This window comes from Vibrio sp. 1CM2L (genome assembly GCF_023161695.1).
GTDB classification, from domain to species: Bacteria; Pseudomonadota; Gammaproteobacteria; order Enterobacterales; family Vibrionaceae; genus Vibrio; species Vibrio coralliirubri.
In genome coordinates this window covers 223,134-239,221 of record NZ_JALNTT010000006.1, presented here as the reverse complement: position 1 = coordinate 239,221, position 16,088 = coordinate 223,134, and the positions used below count along the sequence as shown (strand labels likewise).

The window sequence follows — 16,088 nt, the reverse complement described above, 5'->3', positions numbered from 1 at the left end:
AGGAGGGGCGACATGTATCGTTATGTCAGTTCACCGCAAGCGTCGAAGTACATAGTGCCACCACCTCAACATCGTGAGTTGTCGAGTGTGGATGTGCCTGAGTCCGAATTAGAGATGCGAGAAATATTGAATAATTGGTTTGCTGATGGTTTAGCACCGATTATTGAAAGTGAAGATGACTACATCTCTGCGAGCGATCACGTTCGATTTGAAAAGCTTAGCCGCACCGTTGGGATGCTGTTGAGAAACAAAGATTATTATTTTGCGGCCAAACGGATTTTATCAGTGTGGGAACAAGATTGTCTTGAAACCACTTATATCAATTATCTCATTTTGCGCAGTGAGCGAGTCACTTCTCTAAGGTAAGTTAATGCTGTGGCAATTTTCCTTCGCCATTAGCGACTTTGGGTTTGTGTGCTTAAGATCTTTTTGTTTTTCTAGCGAATCAGGCAAACAAAAAGGGCAAGCTTGGAGGCTCACCCTAAAGGATCTTTGTTTTACTTACGTTATTTTCAACTAATTCTCAACTGGGTTACGACTTACACCCAACCATCAAATTTGAGTCGTTTTTGAATTCTCTCGACCGCTTCTTTCTGCATTTGTCTAACACGTTCATTAGAAACATTCACATCCAACATTTTTCCGACCTCAGACAGCGTTTTCACGTTGTTATCAAAGAAACCAAAACGGTGGATTAGCACCTTTTGTAATTTTGGAGGAAGTGTATGGATGATTTGTTCTAGAGCTTGGGTAAAGGATTGATCTTCACAATCTTGTTGAGGGTCGGGGATATATTCACTTTCGCATTGATCAAGAACCATAGGCGCATGGCTAGTTCCAACCGTTGTCGTCACGTCAATAAACCCGCTTAACGCCACCAATTGATCGACGCGTTCGGCCTTAACACCAGAACTGTCTGATAGCTCAGAAATTGAAACCTCTTTACTCATTTTTTTGCTTACATCGAGCTTTTTTGAGGCGAGGCTGTTTATTTCTTTACACACGTGGGCTGGCAATCGAACGGTTCGACCCGTGTTCATCAGTGCGGCTTCAATGTTTTCGCGGATCCACCAAACAGCATAGGTTGAAAAACGATAACCTGGTTCTGGATCGTATTTGTCGATGGCCTTAATCAAGCCAATGTTGCCTTCCTCGATTAGGTCGAGCAGGGTGAAATTATTACCTTTACGTTTTAGGTAACTCTTTGCGATTTTCACAACAAGGCGCAGGTTTGATTCGATCATAACATCACGCGCTTTTTTATCACCCGCGCGATTCAATTTTGCGTAATACACTTCATCTTCACGCGACAGCAGATCAATGCCAACAATATCTTTCAGATAATGAGCATAAGGGTCTGCACTGGTAGAAAATGATTCGGTAATGGGTGTTTCATCCGTGAGCCCCTGAAACGCAGCAAAACTATCGTTGTTCATTTCCTTGTCCTTATCTAGCCGACTGAACGTTTTATTTTATTATTATGCCACCAAGTGATTAACGCTTGGTTTCATTAGAGTGTAGATAACAGTTTCTTCTTTACCAATAAATAAAATGCAATTTCGTATGTTTACGTCACAAAAAGATCTACAAATATTTAACTATTTTGCATCTCATCCAGTGTGTTGGTTTTTCATTTAAAACATCAAGATGGCTGGTTTATAAAGCATGTGTTATGTATTGCTTTGCCTAGATAAATTCCGTGAATTTATAGGTGTGGGTTAGATCTATAATTGAGAAGGGATATGATGAAAAAATGGTAAGAGTTGAGGTTCAATGTTTCCAAGTACCTCAACTCTTTTAGCTGTATCGGCTATTAAGTATCGCCACGCACGTCTTAATTCTATCGACTAATAAGTGCTAAGAACCTCATCAATTTGTTGATTAATGATCTTCATTTCGCTGTAGATAACGGAAAGATCATCAGCTTGCGGCGCAAGCTTATTGAGTGTGTTTTGTTCAACTCTTTCTAATGCAACAGTCGCCGTTTCTTCCCCAAAACTGGCTAAGATGCCTTTTAAGGTGTGCACGGTAAAATGAAGCTTGCCCCAATCTTTTTGTTGAACCAACTCTTCGATCTCTTGTAGCGAATTGCCATGGTCTTCTTGATATGTAGACAAAACGGCGTAAATGACTTCTCTGTCGTTGTCTAAATAGGCGTTTAAAGCATCAAAGTCTAGCATGTGGACTCCTGTCGGCTGCATGTTGAAAATGGGCTAGGCGGCTTAGTGGAAAAACCATACCGTGATGAATCACTAATCCATTGGTTCCATTTTGGAGGAAGTTCTAATTGTAAGATTTCTTCTAAATAGTCGTCGCTAAGTTTCTCATCTATATGAGCTTTATGGACGGCATATATATAGTCAAGTTTGGCGGCAACTGAATATGGGTAACTGTGAATGTAGTCCTTTAATTCTTGGATCGACCCAAAGTTTTCAATGTTTATACACGTTGAAGGGTCGACATTTTTGGACTCAAGTTTGTGACTTACTGCTTCTCCCCGAGATTTTAGGCATTCCACTGCTAAGTGATAAAGAGAGTACTCACCAAAGTGGACGAGCAGTGGTAATAGTTGAGCGAGCAAGTAAGTCGGTTGGCTTTGGAAATTATTCGCTAACAGGGTCGAAGCTCTAATCACTTTTTTGTGGGCAACCTGAGGGCTATTTTCGATGAGCAATATGCTGCTCTGAAATAGGGCAAGGCTGGCCAAAACTTGCTGCTGTTGTTTTACCGGAAGTTTCAGGTTTACCAACTCGGTGAATTGGTTGGCGTGCTCAAGCAAAATACGTTTGTACTTTAGCTGCGTCTCGCGTTGATACGTTGCTTTTAACGAATTAAAGTGCGCACCAATGGAATGGATGACATCGATGTCAGCAGCTGAAATGTGGGTAGCATACATTTCACCTAACTTTATGATCATATGTGTGTTATCTGCGTTCTCAGCTAAGTCGATGGCCCTGATTGCACGATGGCTGATACTCGGTGTCATCTCAAATGCACGAATCGCCAATTTAAGAGCAGGCAGCAGCATCTTGTGTTTTTCATAGATACAGCTTAAGCAGTCAATCACGCTCAATGAGAGTGGCTGCGCTATCAGAAAATTGTGGAGCTTATCTATGGCTAAATTTGGCTTGCCTAAGCTGTCGAGAACGAGCGCCTCAGCCACCAATTTTGTTGGGTGCATGTTGGTTTTCGAGTTGTTAATGACGCTAGTGAGTAACTGCCATTTCTTACCTGCAATTAAATGTTCAATCAATGTCGCTTCGAACTGGACGCTAGTACCATTAGGGGAGATCGCCAAAGCTTGAGCTAATCTCTCTTGACTGGCAATTGGATATAAATCATTCAGTTGGGTGAGCTTCTTCGAAACGGACACGGCACTTTGGATCTTTTTACCCAACGTTTGAGTATTAATCGGTTTAGAAACGAAGTGGTGTGCTTCACCTGAAAGGGCGGTTAATACTGTTTCCTGACGCATATCCCCAGAGAGCAAGATTGTTGCCACAGTATGGTCTATCAGGCGATTTCGATACAGAATACCCAACAGCTCAAAGCCAGTAAAAGACTGTTCTAAGTGGTAGTCAATGAGGAGTACATGAAAAGAGTGCGTCTCGACCGCTTTAATGGCTTGTCGATAGTCGGTCGCAATAAAGATGCAATCATGTGAAATGCCCAAGCTCGAGAGTTGCTGCTTTATTAGAATAGTTGCACTCTTGGAGTCGTCGACAATTAAAACTCGTAGGTCAGGTGGTAAGGTCAAATCCATTTTCCTCAATACCAAATGTTATTTTTAATCTAGGTGTCAAGTTGCACATTGTCAAGGTGCCTATATCACATACAAACACTCAATAAACTATTGGTAATTAAAACATTTATGAAATCCTTCAAACGCAGGTTACTTTTACCTGGTTTTTGTGGGGTTATACGTGTTTTAGAAATAAAAAAGAGGCAAACCGATAAGCTCACCTCTCTGTTTTATTATTCGAGTTTTTATTCGAAATGTTGTTCTTTGCTTGAAGTTTTATTTACCGAAACTCCAGCGCTAATCACGCATGTTTAGAATCAAGACTGCGGCTAGGGCCAAGAACGCCGTCATCATTAAGAACACATCGTTGTAAGCCATGATGGCAGCGTCACGTTGCATTGTGCCGAGCAAGCTTGCTTGCGCTTGTTGCATTGCAGTTGCCGCATCACTTCCTGACTGAATGAAAAACGCTTGTTGTTGCTGAAGCGTCTGCCAACCAAGTTGACTCACGGAAGGTAACGATTCCTTGATGTGTGCCAAGTGCTCACGGGTTTTGTTATCCAATAGCGTAGCGATAATCGCGATGCTGAAAGCACCACCTAAGTTTCGCATCACGTTGGTTAACGTTGATGCGTCTGGTGTATCCATTTTACTGATGTTTTTCATGGCAACCAAAGACAGCGGAACCATGATGAACGGACTACCAATAGCACGCAGAACCATGGATAAAATTAGCTGTTGTCCGCCAAAATCGATTGTCATGTGTGTATTTACGTAACAACTAAAACCGAACATCGCGAAGCCAAAGGTAACCAAGTACTTAGGCTTAATAATCTGTGTTAGCTTAGGCACAATTGGGAATATCAGAAGCTGTGGGAAACCCATCCACATTAATACTTCACCAATTTCCATCGCGTTATATTGCTGAATTTGAGTGAGATACATCGGCAGAACATAGATAGAGCCAAGCAACGCCATCCCTAGAATCAAATAGGCGATACAGGACATCGCAAACTGCCCATCCCGCAATAGCCGCAGGTTAACCAATGGCTTCTTGTGTTGAAGTTCGTTTGTCACGAAGTAAACCAAACTCACAGCAGAGACGATACTCAAGCCAACAATAAAGCTCGAACTGAACCACTCTTCACGGTTACCTTCTTCTAGTACCACTTCCAAACAACCTAGCCCTAATGCCATGGTGGCGATACCAAACCAGTCTGCTTTTTTAAGCGTGCCAAGGTCGAGCTTTTCATCGTCCAAGCCATATCTGATCATGGTGATCACGAGCAAAGCAGGCGGAATATTGATGTAGAAAATATAGTGCCACGAGAAGTTCTCCGTCAGCCAACCACCAAAGGTAGGGCCGATCGATGGAGCAAAGGTCGCGGTTACACCAAACAGTGCCATACCCACAGCGCGCTTGTTGACAGGCAATAACTGAATCACCAGCGAGAAAGCAAGCGGGATTAAAGCACCACCACTGAAGCCTTGCATCGCGCGGAATACAATCATCGAGGTCATATTCCAAGAAAACGAACACAACAAAGATGAAATGGTGAAGATGGCCGTCGTCCACGTGATATAACGGCGTTTACCGAGCGCTTTAGAAAGCCAACCACTGAGTGGGATAGCAATCATCTCTGCGACTAGGTAAGACGTAGAAATCCACGAGCTTTCATCCAAGGTGGCAGACAGCGCACCTTGAATATCTTTGAGAGACGAATTGGTGATCTGAATATCCAAGATCGCCATAAACGCGCCGATCAAGCCGCCAAATAGGGCGATCCAATGGCGTCTCGAAACCTCGTCATCGTCATTCGTTTGGGTGACAATCCCAACGTTACTCATGGTCTAGCCTCGTTTATCGATGGTCGCTACCACAGACAAACCAGGAAGCAGTCGACCTTTCAACTCTTGCTGATCTGGAATCGTAATTTTCACCGGTACACGCTGAACGATTTTAGTGAAGTTTCCGGTCGCGTTTTCTGGTGGTAAGAGCGCAAACTTAGCGCCAGTCGCAGGGGAGAAACTGTCTACCACGCCTTCAAGTGGCTGACCCGGAAAGGCATCTAATTCGACTTCAACCGTTTGGCCTTTGTGAATACCGCTTAGCTGTGTCTCTTTGAAGTTGGCTTCAATCCACACTTGGTTGTTTGGTACCAAGCTCATAAGTGGTGCGCCTGCTTGAATCAGCAAGCCTTCACGTACGCTGCGTTTACCAATCACGCCATCTGCTGGCGCGTAAACTTGGGTGTAATCCAGGTTAAGTTGTGCTTGATCTCTTTGGGCTTGAGCTTCGGTCACGGATGCGTTTGCTTGCTCAATCTCGCTAGCGATAACGGTTAGTTGGTCATTGGTTGCAACGAGGTTTGCTTTTGCTTCTTCTAAATCTGCCTGAGTCACTTTTTGTTGTGCAACCATGCTGTCGACTTCATCTTGAGACGCGTAGTTACGTTTTAGTAAGCTACGAGAACGTACGACTTGTTGAATCGCGCGTTCGTATTCAGCTTGTGCAGAATCAACGCGGCTCTCTGCTTGATTAATCTTGCTACGTTGTAACGTTTGTTGTGCCACTAGATTTTTGACGTCTGATTGCACGACGCTTAAATGGGCGTTTGCTTGAGCGAGTGCTGACTGGTAATCACGGTCATCGATTTGAACCAGCAAATCACCTTCTTTAACCGATTGGTTATCACTCACATAAGACTTGACAATATAGCCAGACACCTTAGGGCTAATATTCGTGATGTCGCCTTGTAGGTAGGCATTGTCGGTAGATTCAAAGTACTGGCCATAGCCGTACCAGTATCCAGCGCCGGCTAAACCCAATGACAGCATGATCGCAGTAGCAATAAGCGGAGCTTTTTTACGTTTTTTTGTGCTTACTGTTTGCGAAGCGTTGTTGTTCTCTGTCATTTTTTATTTCTCATTTTGTTTTTATTTAGATGTAACGAATTGTAAATGAATTCGATTGATTGATAAGATAGGAAAAAAGGGAAACACTGTTGCAAAAATCTAACTAATGGCACTTTGGGAGAAGTACGATGGACTTAAATGCTGTGACTGTTTTTACACAAGTTGTTGATTGTGGGAGTTTCACGCACGCAGCAGAAGCGTTGAACATGACCAAGTCGACCGTCAGCCGAAAGCTAGATGAGCTAGAACAGCACTTAGGTGTGAGGTTGATCACTCGTTCGACACGAAGTTTAGTCTTAACGCCAGAGGGGGAGCGCTTTTATCAGTCGAGCATGCAGATGCAAGAGATTATGAACCAAGCTGAGTTAGAGGTTTCTGCCAATCAGGATTTGATCCGAGGGCAGTTGAATGTTGTGTTGCCTGTCGAATTGGGGCATCAAGTATTAGCCAAATACATCCACAGCTTCCTAAAAGAGCACCCAAACGTGACTTTGAACTTAGAACTGTCGAATCGAGAAGTCGACATCATTGCGGAGGGGATCGATCTTTACGCACAAATTGGTGAGCTAGTGGACTCGAGCTTGGTTTCTCGCTACCTCACAACATCAAAGCGTGTATTGGCAGCCAGCCCTGATTATTTAGAACAGTTCGATGAAATCTCTTCGCCCGATGATCTTAAACCGCCATTTAGAATGATTGAGGTGGTGAACAAGGCCGCGCGTCTACCCAAGTGGCATTTACAATTAGAAGGCGGTGAATCGATTTTGATCGATCTGCCGTGTCAGTTGCGGGTGAATACCATCACGGCATGCCTAACAGCGTGTGTGGATGGGCTCGGCTTGGCGGTGCTTCCTGAATTCATTTGTCGTGAGCACTTCAAGACAGGTAAGCTGATTCGTTTGTTACCTGAATATGAGATGCCGGAAGTTTCAGTAAGCCTAGTGTATGCAGACAGGCAGTTGATGCCGAAACGTAAAAAGGTCTTTATCGACTATCTACTGACTGCCTTTCAAAATAGGAAGCAAAAGTAACGGGGTAAACCTTAGCGGTTAAGTGCTTAGGCTTCCTATTATTCGTTATTGTCTAAACCGTATCGAAGCTAACTATGATTGGGCAGCCAGTCGATAACTTGCCCATTCGCCAATATAGCTTTGATCGATAGGCCAGCAATATCGATACCGTTGTGACGAAATGCCTTGCTGGAGAAGTTGGCAATGATCTTACTCCCGTCACTGAACTTCGTTTGTTGAACATCGCCGTTTTTGTCTAACCATTCGAAATCGACCAACTGTTTATCCCATAACTGTTCGTGCATCAGTTTAAAGCCATCTTGATAGTGTTTGAGTGCTTTGATTCTCGGGCTTGAACTTGATAAAGCTTCATCTCTGGTCAAGTGAACCATCGGTGGTGTGTTGTACAGCATGGCGGTTAAGTCACGTTCTGCTTGTACATTGGTGAACTTAAGGCTGTCTGAATGCCAATGGTGCGTATTGATTACTTCATCATGGAAAACGGCTTGGTATAACGGAATTCGATATTGTGGCGAAAACAGTAGCGACTTGTAGGGCTCTTTAACCTCGGCGGGTTTAAAGAAGAAGTCAGGCTTGTGGTCTGGGTACCAACGACCTAAGTAATAGGGAGATCGGCGGTTCTCTTTCATGTCTTTATCTGTCCAACCAAAACCAACCGTTTCTAAGCCGTGTGCAAACGCGATGCCTTTTGTTGTTAGGCTGTTGCCGTCTTCAGATCCCAATACTAACGATGGTTGCTCGCTAAGCCACAGCATTCGGTTGTTGAAGGCAGAAAGCATGTCCGACTCGTTTGTATTGCCATTCCCATTGCCATTGCCATTGTTATGACTCTTGATATGACTGTCTATAAAGCCGCTGTAATCTTCACGTGCCATGGCGGTTGCATCAACATCTAAGAACAAGCTGTTGAAGTTGCCGAATCTCATAATGTTTTGAGCGCGCTGTTTTACGTATTCTAGATGGCAATTCGGGTTTAAGTAAAAGCCGTTTCCACGAAATCCTTTTTTCAAACTCCCATCCGCTAGTTCAATGGCACAACTCTGACGCATCGGCTCTGGTAATTGAGCGGTTAGCCAGTTGTCATTGAGCTTCGCAGGAATGGCTGTGTTGTAGGAATCGTACGTACCGACCAGATATCCGGACTGTTTTGCCATAGTCACGGCGTTAGGTTGATAGAATGCTGGCGTCCAATTGTCGAATCCTAGCCACAGTTTGTTTAAACCTGCCTTATTTAGATTAGCGACCATGTCTGAAGACAATGCTTGCCCCCAAGTCTCTGACGAGTTTAGGTAAGGGGAAGCGTGCTCTAGCAACCAGTTCTTCTTATCCTGTGCTGCTTTGTATTGCGCTTTAATCGTGTTGTTTTCGAGTGTCGGATTACCAACAGGATATAACACCTGCAACGATTGGCTAATAGAGTCCAATAATAGTTGTTTGTGGTACTGACTGAACCAATCTTTGCCCTTGGAAAGTGATGACAGCTCTCTTTTCGCTTCCCCAGAAACGCCGAGTTTAGAGCCCTCTAGATACCATGTTTTCAATCCCCACCAGTCGCTCACATCTTGGATGCTCAATGGGTCTTTGCCAAACAGGTAAATGTGGCTTGCGCCGATCAGTTTACTCACATCCGGATTACGCTTTTGTTTAGCAACCAGTGTTTCAGAAAGGCCATTTTCGATGCGCCAATCGCGGTAGTGTTTCGCTCCATCTAACCACGAGTCTCCAAGGGTGATACGAACAATAAAAGGCTGTGATTGATTGAGCATCGTAAATTGGTGTGATGCCTTCATATCAATTTTGGTCTTTGAATTAGAGGAAGTATCAGAGGATGCATCTGAAAAGAGCAGTTGATTATTGGTTGCATTAACCATCTGATAGCTAATGAAATGATTGTTTTGCTGCACCGTCCAAAAAGGCATCTTTAAGTCTTGAGTGGTGTTACTTCCAGAATGGTTGCCGACGAGATAACTTGCCCAAAGCTTGTTATCAGTAGGAACACGCATGCCTTCACTAAAAGGAAGAAATAGGGTCTGAGTTTGTTGTTCGGCAAGATCAAACCACGTCAACTTGATGGGATCGTGTCGCTTCACCTGAATATTTGAAGGCAAGCTGAACTGAAAAGTGAGCTGGTCTTGATTAAGCTCTGCCTCAACGTTTATCCCGCTGGGTACTAAGGTCCAAGTGGCGATTTTTGCTGAGTCAGATTTATCGGAAAAGCCAATAACCAGATTGGTCGCTTTCTGTGGTTTACTATCAACAGTGAGAGCAGCGCTGTTAACGCTTAAGCCGTTCCAATCTATCCCTAAAGTATTCGATGAGATAGCGACGGTATTGTTGGTAGCACTGTTAGCGTTGTCGCGAATACTGCTGCCGCTGCTATTACTGGTGAGCGTTATTTGGCTTGCTTGTGCGTTGGACGAAAACAGACAAGCTGTTGTCAAAGCCACAATGGCACAATTAGAAAGATTGAGTGGGTGACGTACGCTGAGCATATTTAGATTCCGTAAAGGGTAAGTACGGTTATTACACCTAAGTAGCGCTAGTGCTTTGTCACCTATATGTCTCTATTTTCTGTTTGGCTTTAGTGGTGTTCCATTAGAAAGGCACGGCGACGCGTTGCACGTATTGGACTTCAATAGCGCCTTGGTATTCAAAGATTTCAACCGAAGCACTCAAGTGCTTGGCTTTGGTTCCTAGTGGACTTTCTGTGGGAACGGGTGCTTCCGCTGTTTTGATTGGCACTTTGTAACCTAACAGGTTGTAGTTTTCATCAAACCATTGCCAACTCACATTAGCGTCAGGGCAGTTGTCGATCACCTTTGGAGGCGAGAGGACGATATGTGGTTCGCTGAGTTTACTTTCGAGCGTCAGCCATCGATTACTGTCATTTAAAGCGACAATAATAGGGTAGTGATTTGAACCTATCTTAAGTTGATAAACACCAGATTCGGGTTTGATGAACATTTCATTGGTTTCAATCTCCTGATACTCATTGTTGGAAGTGAGTTGCCCATCGAGAAGGACTTTGCCTTTAGGCGATACCAAAGAAAGAGTTTGGGTTTCTAAGCCTTTGTTGAGTTGCTCGGCAGAGACTTTGATTTGATAACCGTGCGACGACAGGCCATAGCGTCGAATGAAGCTGACTTGGATGTGGTGTTTCGGCTCAGCACTTTGTTTTAGTGAGGTTCCACATTGAGTCTGGCTTAATATCTCTTGTTTGACTGGCAGCCAAAGCTCACTATCGAGTGTTTGTTGATCGAGTGCGATTTGCAGCTCTTGCCACGCAACTTGAGGTTGACCCTCAAGCAGAGATTGATAGGTGTGCTGCAATGGCGTGTCAGTAAACCAAGCCGCATGACTTGCGAGCGGTAATGTGCAGAGCAGTGCGGTTAACGAAGTAACTTTCATTATGATTCCCCGGCCAAGCGGTAACCAACGCCGCGATGTGTTTCGATATTCAATGTGGGCAGTTTCTGGCGTAAGCGCAGTATGTGATTATCAATAGTTCGGGTACTAGGAAAGGCCTGATAACCCCAAATCTTATTGAGTAATTCATCTCGGTGAAACACACGACTTTGGTTCTGAACAAACAGTACCAATAGCTGAAACTCTTTAGGTTTTAGTGTGACTGGGCTTTCATCCAGATAAGCGATCCGTTCCGACAAGTTGATTTGGATATTTGCGTAAGCTAAGAGGCTCACACCTAACGGACGTAGATGGGTAATGACTCGAGCAAGTAATTCATCGTTTGAAAATGGTTTAGTCACGTAATCTTTGGCTCCCGCCATTAATCCTTCAACACGTTGTTGAACTTCTACTTTAGCGGTTAACACAATCACCGGTAGTGCTTTGAGGAGTAACCAGTTTGGAAGGTGTTGCAAGCTGTCACCATCTTCAAGTTGTCGATCCAATATCACAAGATCGGCTCGAAACCATTGCTTACTGGCACTCTCTGAATCCTTCGCCCAAAGGCATTGGTAACCATTGGATTCAAAGAAGCTGACGAGGCCTTGTCCAAGCAGTTGGTCGTCTTCAATCAGCAGTAGGGTGTTCATAAGCAATTTCCAAAATACATCGGGTTGGGTTACGAAGAATAATGATGCGGCCATTCGCTTGCTTCATCAAGTGCTCGACAATAGTCAAGCCAATACCCATGTTATCCAGTTTGTGCGTTTCACTTGGCGTGACACGAGACATGAGTCGTTGTATCGGCGAAGGGAAGTGCCCCTCGTCTTGTACCTCAATCGTCAGCTTGTCTCCGAGTTCGACCTTTACCAACACCTTACCTTTACCGTGTTGTTTGGCATTCTTGATTAGATTATCCAAGCAGATGGTTAGCCAGTAATAGGGAAGGTTCAGTTCAACTTCACGCGCTTCACATTGATAAGAAATATTGTGCTTTTCACATACATGATCAAGCCACTCTTCTAATGATGCGTTTTGCTTTAATAAAGGCTCTGACTGATCCGAACTTAGGTACACTTTGCTGTTTTCGGTGAGTTGAGAGAGCCTTTGATAGTCAGAGATTAAACGCCAAACCGCACTTTGAGTTTCATCAGAAAAGTCATCGTAGCGATTTCTGAACATCTCGACGGTTAGACCTAGGCTAGTAATTGGCGTGCGCAGTTCATGAGTAAGGAGTTGTAAAACGAACTGCCTCTCTTTTCGTTGTTTTGTTCTTAGGTATAAGACTCTAGCGAGCCCAGAAAGCAACGTTAACAGTAATGAAAAGATCAAGGTTTTCATGATCAGGTTGTCATTGCTAGGCTCGCTTAAGCACACGTTGCTGTAACGAAAAGTACAGGTATCACCTGCCAAAGATATCTCTTGTTGTTCTGCGATAGGTTGCCAAACATCTAAGGGAATGGCTTTCCAGCCTTGTTCGCCACTTAACCAAAGTACATCATCTTGTTGCCAAGCGCGATATCCATTGAGCAGAGCTTCTCTGCCTTGTGCAGTGAGAGCCTCTAGCTTGGTATATAAAGGGTGCTGTGGGTTGGTAATATTCAAAAATGGACGTATTTGCTCGCTTACGTCTGGGTAAGCTGCCAAATAACGATCAGCAAAGCTGCCACCGGCAGGGTGACGTTTGGAGTGTGCTGCAAACCAAATCGAATCCAATGCTTGTTGCTGACACAGAGCGAGCTCGAACTCGATCGCGTCATGTAATGAAGGGTTACTGCTTTCAATTGCTTGGCAGTGATCTTGTATTGACGCTAACGCTGCGATGTCGTCCCAACTGAATTGGTTGAAATCAGGATAGCGGCTACGTTCATGGAGCAGAACTTTCGGATACTGAGCCAACTCTTGTTGAGATACTAAGATTGGAGATGATTGCCAGCTCAGTTGATACAGGGTTTGCCACTTATCTTGCAAACTTTGGGCATTGGCTAGAGTTGGGAGCCAAAAGATCAAGCAAAGAGCTAATGTAAACCTGCGCATCCAATCATTCTCGTTAAAAGTCGTGGGGCGAGTCTAAAGAGTTTTGGGCGCGATTTGTAACCTGAATGTCAACAAGTGTTCCTTTAACAACAAATTGTCGAGTGGGTCATGCTTTTAAATAATAAATTAAAAATACAGTAAGTATCATTTATTTGAAATAAACTAGATAATTGTGTACTTACTGTCATTATTGGGCGGATTGAGGGGACTATACTGGGCTCATACCTAATAAGAGGAACCATTATGAAACTCATCATCAAATCAGTATTGGCAATCAGTATTTTGGCTGCAGGCTCTGCTCAGGCGTTCGAATTAACCAGCAACGATATTCAAGAAGGTCACCCAATGGCGAAGACTTTTGAATACTCAAGTTGGGGTTGTGACGGCGATAACCTATCACCACAATTAATGTGGAAAGATGCACCAGCAGGCACCAAAAGCTTTGCTATCACAGCTTATGATCCAGATGCACCGACTGAAAGTGGCTTCTGGCATTGGGTTGCGTTTGATATCCCTGCAAATGTGAACGAGCTACCTCGCGGTGTCGACATGTCTAAAGTCGGTGGCAAAGAAGGTCGCATTGATTACGGTACAGTTGGCTACGGTGGCGTTTGTCCTCCAGAAAACGATGGCATGCACCGTTACCAGTTCACAGTTTGGGCGTTGCCAACGGACAAACTTAACCTCGACGAAAACACGCCGTCGGCAGTGGTTGGATTCACGTTGAACAGCATGGCTTTAGACAAAGCGAAACTGACCGCAACTTATACACGTTAATAGCTTGTGTACGTTAAAAGCTTATACACGTACATAATAAGTAAACAAGGGGATGAGATGAATCATCAATATCAAGTGACGATCTTTCGTGCAGAGCAGTTACAAAAACTGCGTAATGTGAGGATTCTATCCCCTAGTATCATTCAGATCATTACAGGCAGTAAGCGCCTGTTTTGGAAAGATTCAGCGGCAGAGCTCTCACATTCTGAGCTGCTGTTGTGTGAGGCATCAGCTTCACTAAGCTTTGAGAACATGCCCCACAAAGGGCGCTTCTTGTCGCGAGTGTTCAGCTTTCAATTCCAACCTTCTCAGGCGATGCTTGATTTAAGTGAGGAACGGTCGAATGATCTGGGACTGCCTACAGTGAAAGCGGATCGAAACTTACAAGACTCACTCAATGCGCTGTTTTCGTTTGATACACAGAGCATGAGCAAAGAGACTCAACAGTTTTGGCTGCAGGGCTTGTACCAGCAATTAGCTGAAAAAGGGGTGTTGCATCGACTGTTTGCCAGTGCCAACGTCTCGTTTAGCCAAAAGCTTAGCCATTATCTTTCACATTCACCAGATGAGAAGCATCCATTAGAGTCGGTGGCGGAGCGTTTTGCGATGAGCCGAGCCACGCTTATCCGTAAATTGAAACTAGAAGGTATGCAATATCGAGAGGTGTTGGCTGAAGTTCGCTTGAGTCACGCGCTTTATCTGATGCAAAACGGACAGCAGAACGTGGCGATGTTGGCTCAGTCTTGCGGTTACCAATCGGAAGGGCGTTTTAGTCAGCGCTTTAAAGGCAAATTTGGTTTGTCGCCAAGTGAATACATCAAAACCGTCGTCAGCCATAGAGTCGCGACACCATAATCATTCTGTTTGGCCTATACGCTCACTTTCTTATCTCGTGCTGCCAATGCTGCGAAAATCGTGCACGCAAAGGCAACAGATGCGATCAGCAGAATAGGAATACTCCAAGAATCTGTCTGAGCATGAAGCTTACCCACCAGCGTAGGACCAGTGGCTGCCAATGCATAACCGATTCCCTGAGCCATACCCGACAATGATGCGGCTTGGCTGCTATTCGATGTACGCAAGCCAACAAAAGAGAGCGCGATAATAAACGTCGAGCAGTTAGCTAATCCAAACAGTCCCACCCAAAAAATCGCAAACTCAGGTAAATACAGCAGACCAATCAATCCAACAAACACACTCGATGCACACAGAGTGATGAGCCATTGTTGATTGTCACTTTTGGCTAAGAATGGCAGTAACAGCAGCCCCGGAACCATAGTCGAAAATTGCAGGAAGCCGTAGATGTAGCCTGCATCGATTTCGCTGTAGCCAAGGTCGTTCAAGATCTGTGGCAACCAGCCTGCCAAAGAGTAGAAGGTAAATGAGTTAAGCCCAAGCGCTAACGTTACTTGCCACGCAACGCCGCTTTTAATCATCTTCTTCATCGGCAGAGGTTTGTCTTGTTGCTTGTTATCGTTAGCAGAAGATGAACGTTTTCTGATTTTAGGTAACCAGATCAGTAAAGCTAATATTGGAAATACCAAGTTCATTAACAGCGCTAATTGCCAACCTGTCATAGTGAAAAAGGTGAGTTCTGAAAATGGCACCATCAAACTTGAGCCTAACGTCGACCCGATGCCCATCGTAAAGATGTACAAAGAAGTCACAGTAGCGATGCGTGTCGGGAAGCTAATTTTCACTACAACGGGTAACAACACATTACCAATTGCGATACCAAGCCCGATCATCACCGTGCCGATATACAAAGTTGGGATTAACCCAGCAGAGCGCAGTGTAATCCCGGACGTGATCAGAACTAAGCCTAATAGTAGGCTAGGCTCTAGACCAATTCGTTGGGATATCTTGGTGACTAAGGGTGAGAACAAGGCAAAAGTTAACAGTGGCAAAGCCGTTAAGAAGCCAGCAGCCGACGATGTAAGGTTGAGGCCTTCCATAACCTGAGAAAGCACAGGAGCCAAGCTCGTAAAAGGCCCACGAAGGTTAAGTGCTAGGAATAAAATCCCTAACATGACGAAAATGCTATTACGAAGAGAGGCGCTCATAGGTTTTTCTACTGTTTGCTTATGAGAAGACAGGCTAGCCTACAGATCATTGAATGATTACACAAATACCGTTTAAATAGGTTTACTAATGATTGAACCAGCGCAGTATGCGCTTAG

Annotated in this window: 14 protein-coding genes; 4 read left to right on the top strand and 10 right to left on the bottom strand. The window is 44.3% G+C overall.

Annotated elements, in window-relative coordinates; translation table 11 throughout:
• Positions 1-12 precede the first annotated feature (12 nt).
• The gene (locus MSG34_RS19270) at positions 13-366 is read left to right on the top strand and encodes a hypothetical protein (protein ID WP_017072193.1); all 354 of its coding nucleotides are present in this window, start codon (positions 13-15) and stop codon (positions 364-366) included.
• Positions 367-539: 173 nt separating this feature from the next.
• Here the strand turns inward: MSG34_RS19270 and MSG34_RS19265 are convergent, their stop codons facing one another.
• The 5 genes from MSG34_RS19265 to MSG34_RS19245 all read right to left on the bottom strand — a co-directional run bounded on the left by MSG34_RS19265 (position 540) and on the right by MSG34_RS19245 (position 6,658).
• A complete protein-coding gene (locus tag MSG34_RS19265; protein ID WP_248339096.1) occupies positions 540-1,436 on the bottom strand; it encodes a sigma-70 family RNA polymerase sigma factor in 897 nt (298 codons plus the stop codon).
• Positions 1,437-1,847: 411 nt separating this feature from the next.
• Entirely contained in the window at positions 1,848-2,180 is a 333-nt protein-coding gene (locus MSG34_RS19260; RefSeq protein ID WP_048608496.1) for an Hpt domain-containing protein, read from the bottom strand.
• A complete protein-coding gene (locus MSG34_RS19255) occupies positions 2,174-3,763 on the bottom strand; it encodes a response regulator (protein WP_050633258.1) in 1,590 nt (529 codons plus the stop codon). The genes MSG34_RS19260 and MSG34_RS19255 overlap by 7 nt, the downstream gene beginning before the upstream one ends.
• 276 nt (positions 3,764-4,039) lie before the next feature.
• On the bottom strand, positions 4,040-5,590 hold the full coding sequence (locus MSG34_RS19250) for a DHA2 family efflux MFS transporter permease subunit (protein WP_248339095.1): 1,551 nt from the start codon (positions 5,588-5,590) through the stop codon (positions 4,040-4,042).
• A gap of 3 nt (positions 5,591-5,593) precedes the next feature.
• Entirely contained in the window at positions 5,594-6,658 is a 1,065-nt protein-coding gene (locus tag MSG34_RS19245) for an HlyD family secretion protein (protein ID WP_050052859.1), read from the bottom strand.
• Between the two features lie 128 nt (positions 6,659-6,786).
• Here MSG34_RS19245 and MSG34_RS19240 point away from each other — a divergent pair, with 128 nt between their 5' ends.
• Positions 6,787-7,689 (top strand): LysR family transcriptional regulator, encoded by a 903-nt coding sequence (locus MSG34_RS19240; RefSeq protein WP_248339094.1) that lies wholly within the window; start codon positions 6,787-6,789, stop codon positions 7,687-7,689.
• 68 nt (positions 7,690-7,757) lie between these two features.
• Here the strand turns inward: MSG34_RS19240 and MSG34_RS19235 are convergent, their stop codons facing one another.
• From MSG34_RS19235 to MSG34_RS19220, 4 genes are all read right to left on the bottom strand, one after another.
• The gene (locus tag MSG34_RS19235) at positions 7,758-10,181 is read right to left on the bottom strand and encodes a glycoside hydrolase (protein ID WP_248339092.1); all 2,424 of its coding nucleotides are present in this window, start codon (positions 10,179-10,181) and stop codon (positions 7,758-7,760) included.
• A gap of 103 nt (positions 10,182-10,284) precedes the next feature.
• Positions 10,285-11,097, bottom strand: a complete 813-nt coding sequence (locus tag MSG34_RS19230; RefSeq protein WP_248339090.1) for a DUF2861 family protein — start codon at positions 11,095-11,097, stop codon at positions 10,285-10,287.
• Positions 11,097-11,744, bottom strand: a complete 648-nt coding sequence (locus tag MSG34_RS19225) for a response regulator transcription factor (protein ID WP_248339088.1) — start codon at positions 11,742-11,744, stop codon at positions 11,097-11,099. The genes MSG34_RS19230 and MSG34_RS19225 overlap by 1 nt, the downstream gene beginning before the upstream one ends.
• Positions 11,722-13,131: a DUF3404 domain-containing protein gene (locus MSG34_RS19220; protein ID WP_248339087.1), complete on the bottom strand. Its 1,410-nt coding sequence runs from the start codon at positions 13,129-13,131 to the stop codon at positions 11,722-11,724. Before MSG34_RS19220 ends, MSG34_RS19225 begins: the two co-directional genes overlap by 23 nt.
• A gap of 243 nt (positions 13,132-13,374) precedes the next feature.
• On the opposite strand from MSG34_RS19220, the gene MSG34_RS19215 reads away from it, so the two are divergent.
• Both MSG34_RS19215 and MSG34_RS19210 read left to right on the top strand, forming a co-directional pair.
• Positions 13,375-13,908, top strand: coding sequence for a YbhB/YbcL family Raf kinase inhibitor-like protein (locus MSG34_RS19215; protein WP_050644883.1), 534 nt, complete (start codon positions 13,375-13,377; stop codon positions 13,906-13,908).
• A gap of 57 nt (positions 13,909-13,965) precedes the next feature.
• Entirely contained in the window at positions 13,966-14,763 is a 798-nt protein-coding gene (locus MSG34_RS19210) for a helix-turn-helix transcriptional regulator (RefSeq protein ID WP_050644882.1), read from the top strand.
• Positions 14,764-14,777: 14 nt separating this feature from the next.
• On the opposite strand, the gene MSG34_RS19205 is transcribed toward MSG34_RS19210, so the two are convergent.
• On the bottom strand, positions 14,778-15,971 hold the full coding sequence (locus MSG34_RS19205; protein WP_248339086.1) for a CynX/NimT family MFS transporter: 1,194 nt from the start codon (positions 15,969-15,971) through the stop codon (positions 14,778-14,780).
• Positions 15,972-16,088: the final 117 nt, after the last annotated feature.

Excerpts from the sequence above, each read along its gene's own strand:
- MSG34_RS19270 (WP_017072193.1), top strand. The coding sequence starts at position 13 with ATGTATCGTTATGTCAGTTCACCGCAAGCGTCGAAGTACATAGTGCCA.
- MSG34_RS19265 (WP_248339096.1), bottom strand. The coding sequence starts at position 1,436 with ATGAACAACGATAGTTTTGCTGCGTTTCAGGGGCTCACGGATGAAACA.
- MSG34_RS19260 (WP_048608496.1), bottom strand. The coding sequence starts at position 2,180 with ATGCTAGACTTTGATGCTTTAAACGCCTATTTAGACAACGACAGAGAA.
- MSG34_RS19255 (WP_050633258.1), bottom strand. The coding sequence starts at position 3,763 with ATGGATTTGACCTTACCACCTGACCTACGAGTTTTAATTGTCGACGAC.
- MSG34_RS19250 (WP_248339095.1), bottom strand. The coding sequence starts at position 5,590 with ATGAGTAACGTTGGGATTGTCACCCAAACGAATGACGATGACGAGGTT.
- MSG34_RS19245 (WP_050052859.1), bottom strand. The coding sequence starts at position 6,658 with ATGACAGAGAACAACAACGCTTCGCAAACAGTAAGCACAAAAAAACGT.
- MSG34_RS19240 (WP_248339094.1), top strand. The coding sequence starts at position 6,787 with ATGGACTTAAATGCTGTGACTGTTTTTACACAAGTTGTTGATTGTGGG.
- MSG34_RS19235 (WP_248339092.1), bottom strand. The coding sequence starts at position 10,181 with ATGCTCAGCGTACGTCACCCACTCAATCTTTCTAATTGTGCCATTGTG.
- MSG34_RS19230 (WP_248339090.1), bottom strand. The coding sequence starts at position 11,097 with ATGAAAGTTACTTCGTTAACCGCACTGCTCTGCACATTACCGCTCGCA.
- MSG34_RS19225 (WP_248339088.1), bottom strand. The coding sequence starts at position 11,744 with ATGAACACCCTACTGCTGATTGAAGACGACCAACTGCTTGGACAAGGC.
- MSG34_RS19220 (WP_248339087.1), bottom strand. The coding sequence starts at position 13,131 with ATGCGCAGGTTTACATTAGCTCTTTGCTTGATCTTTTGGCTCCCAACT.
- MSG34_RS19215 (WP_050644883.1), top strand. The coding sequence starts at position 13,375 with ATGAAACTCATCATCAAATCAGTATTGGCAATCAGTATTTTGGCTGCA.
- MSG34_RS19210 (WP_050644882.1), top strand. The coding sequence starts at position 13,966 with ATGAATCATCAATATCAAGTGACGATCTTTCGTGCAGAGCAGTTACAA.
- MSG34_RS19205 (WP_248339086.1), bottom strand. The coding sequence starts at position 15,971 with ATGAGCGCCTCTCTTCGTAATAGCATTTTCGTCATGTTAGGGATTTTA.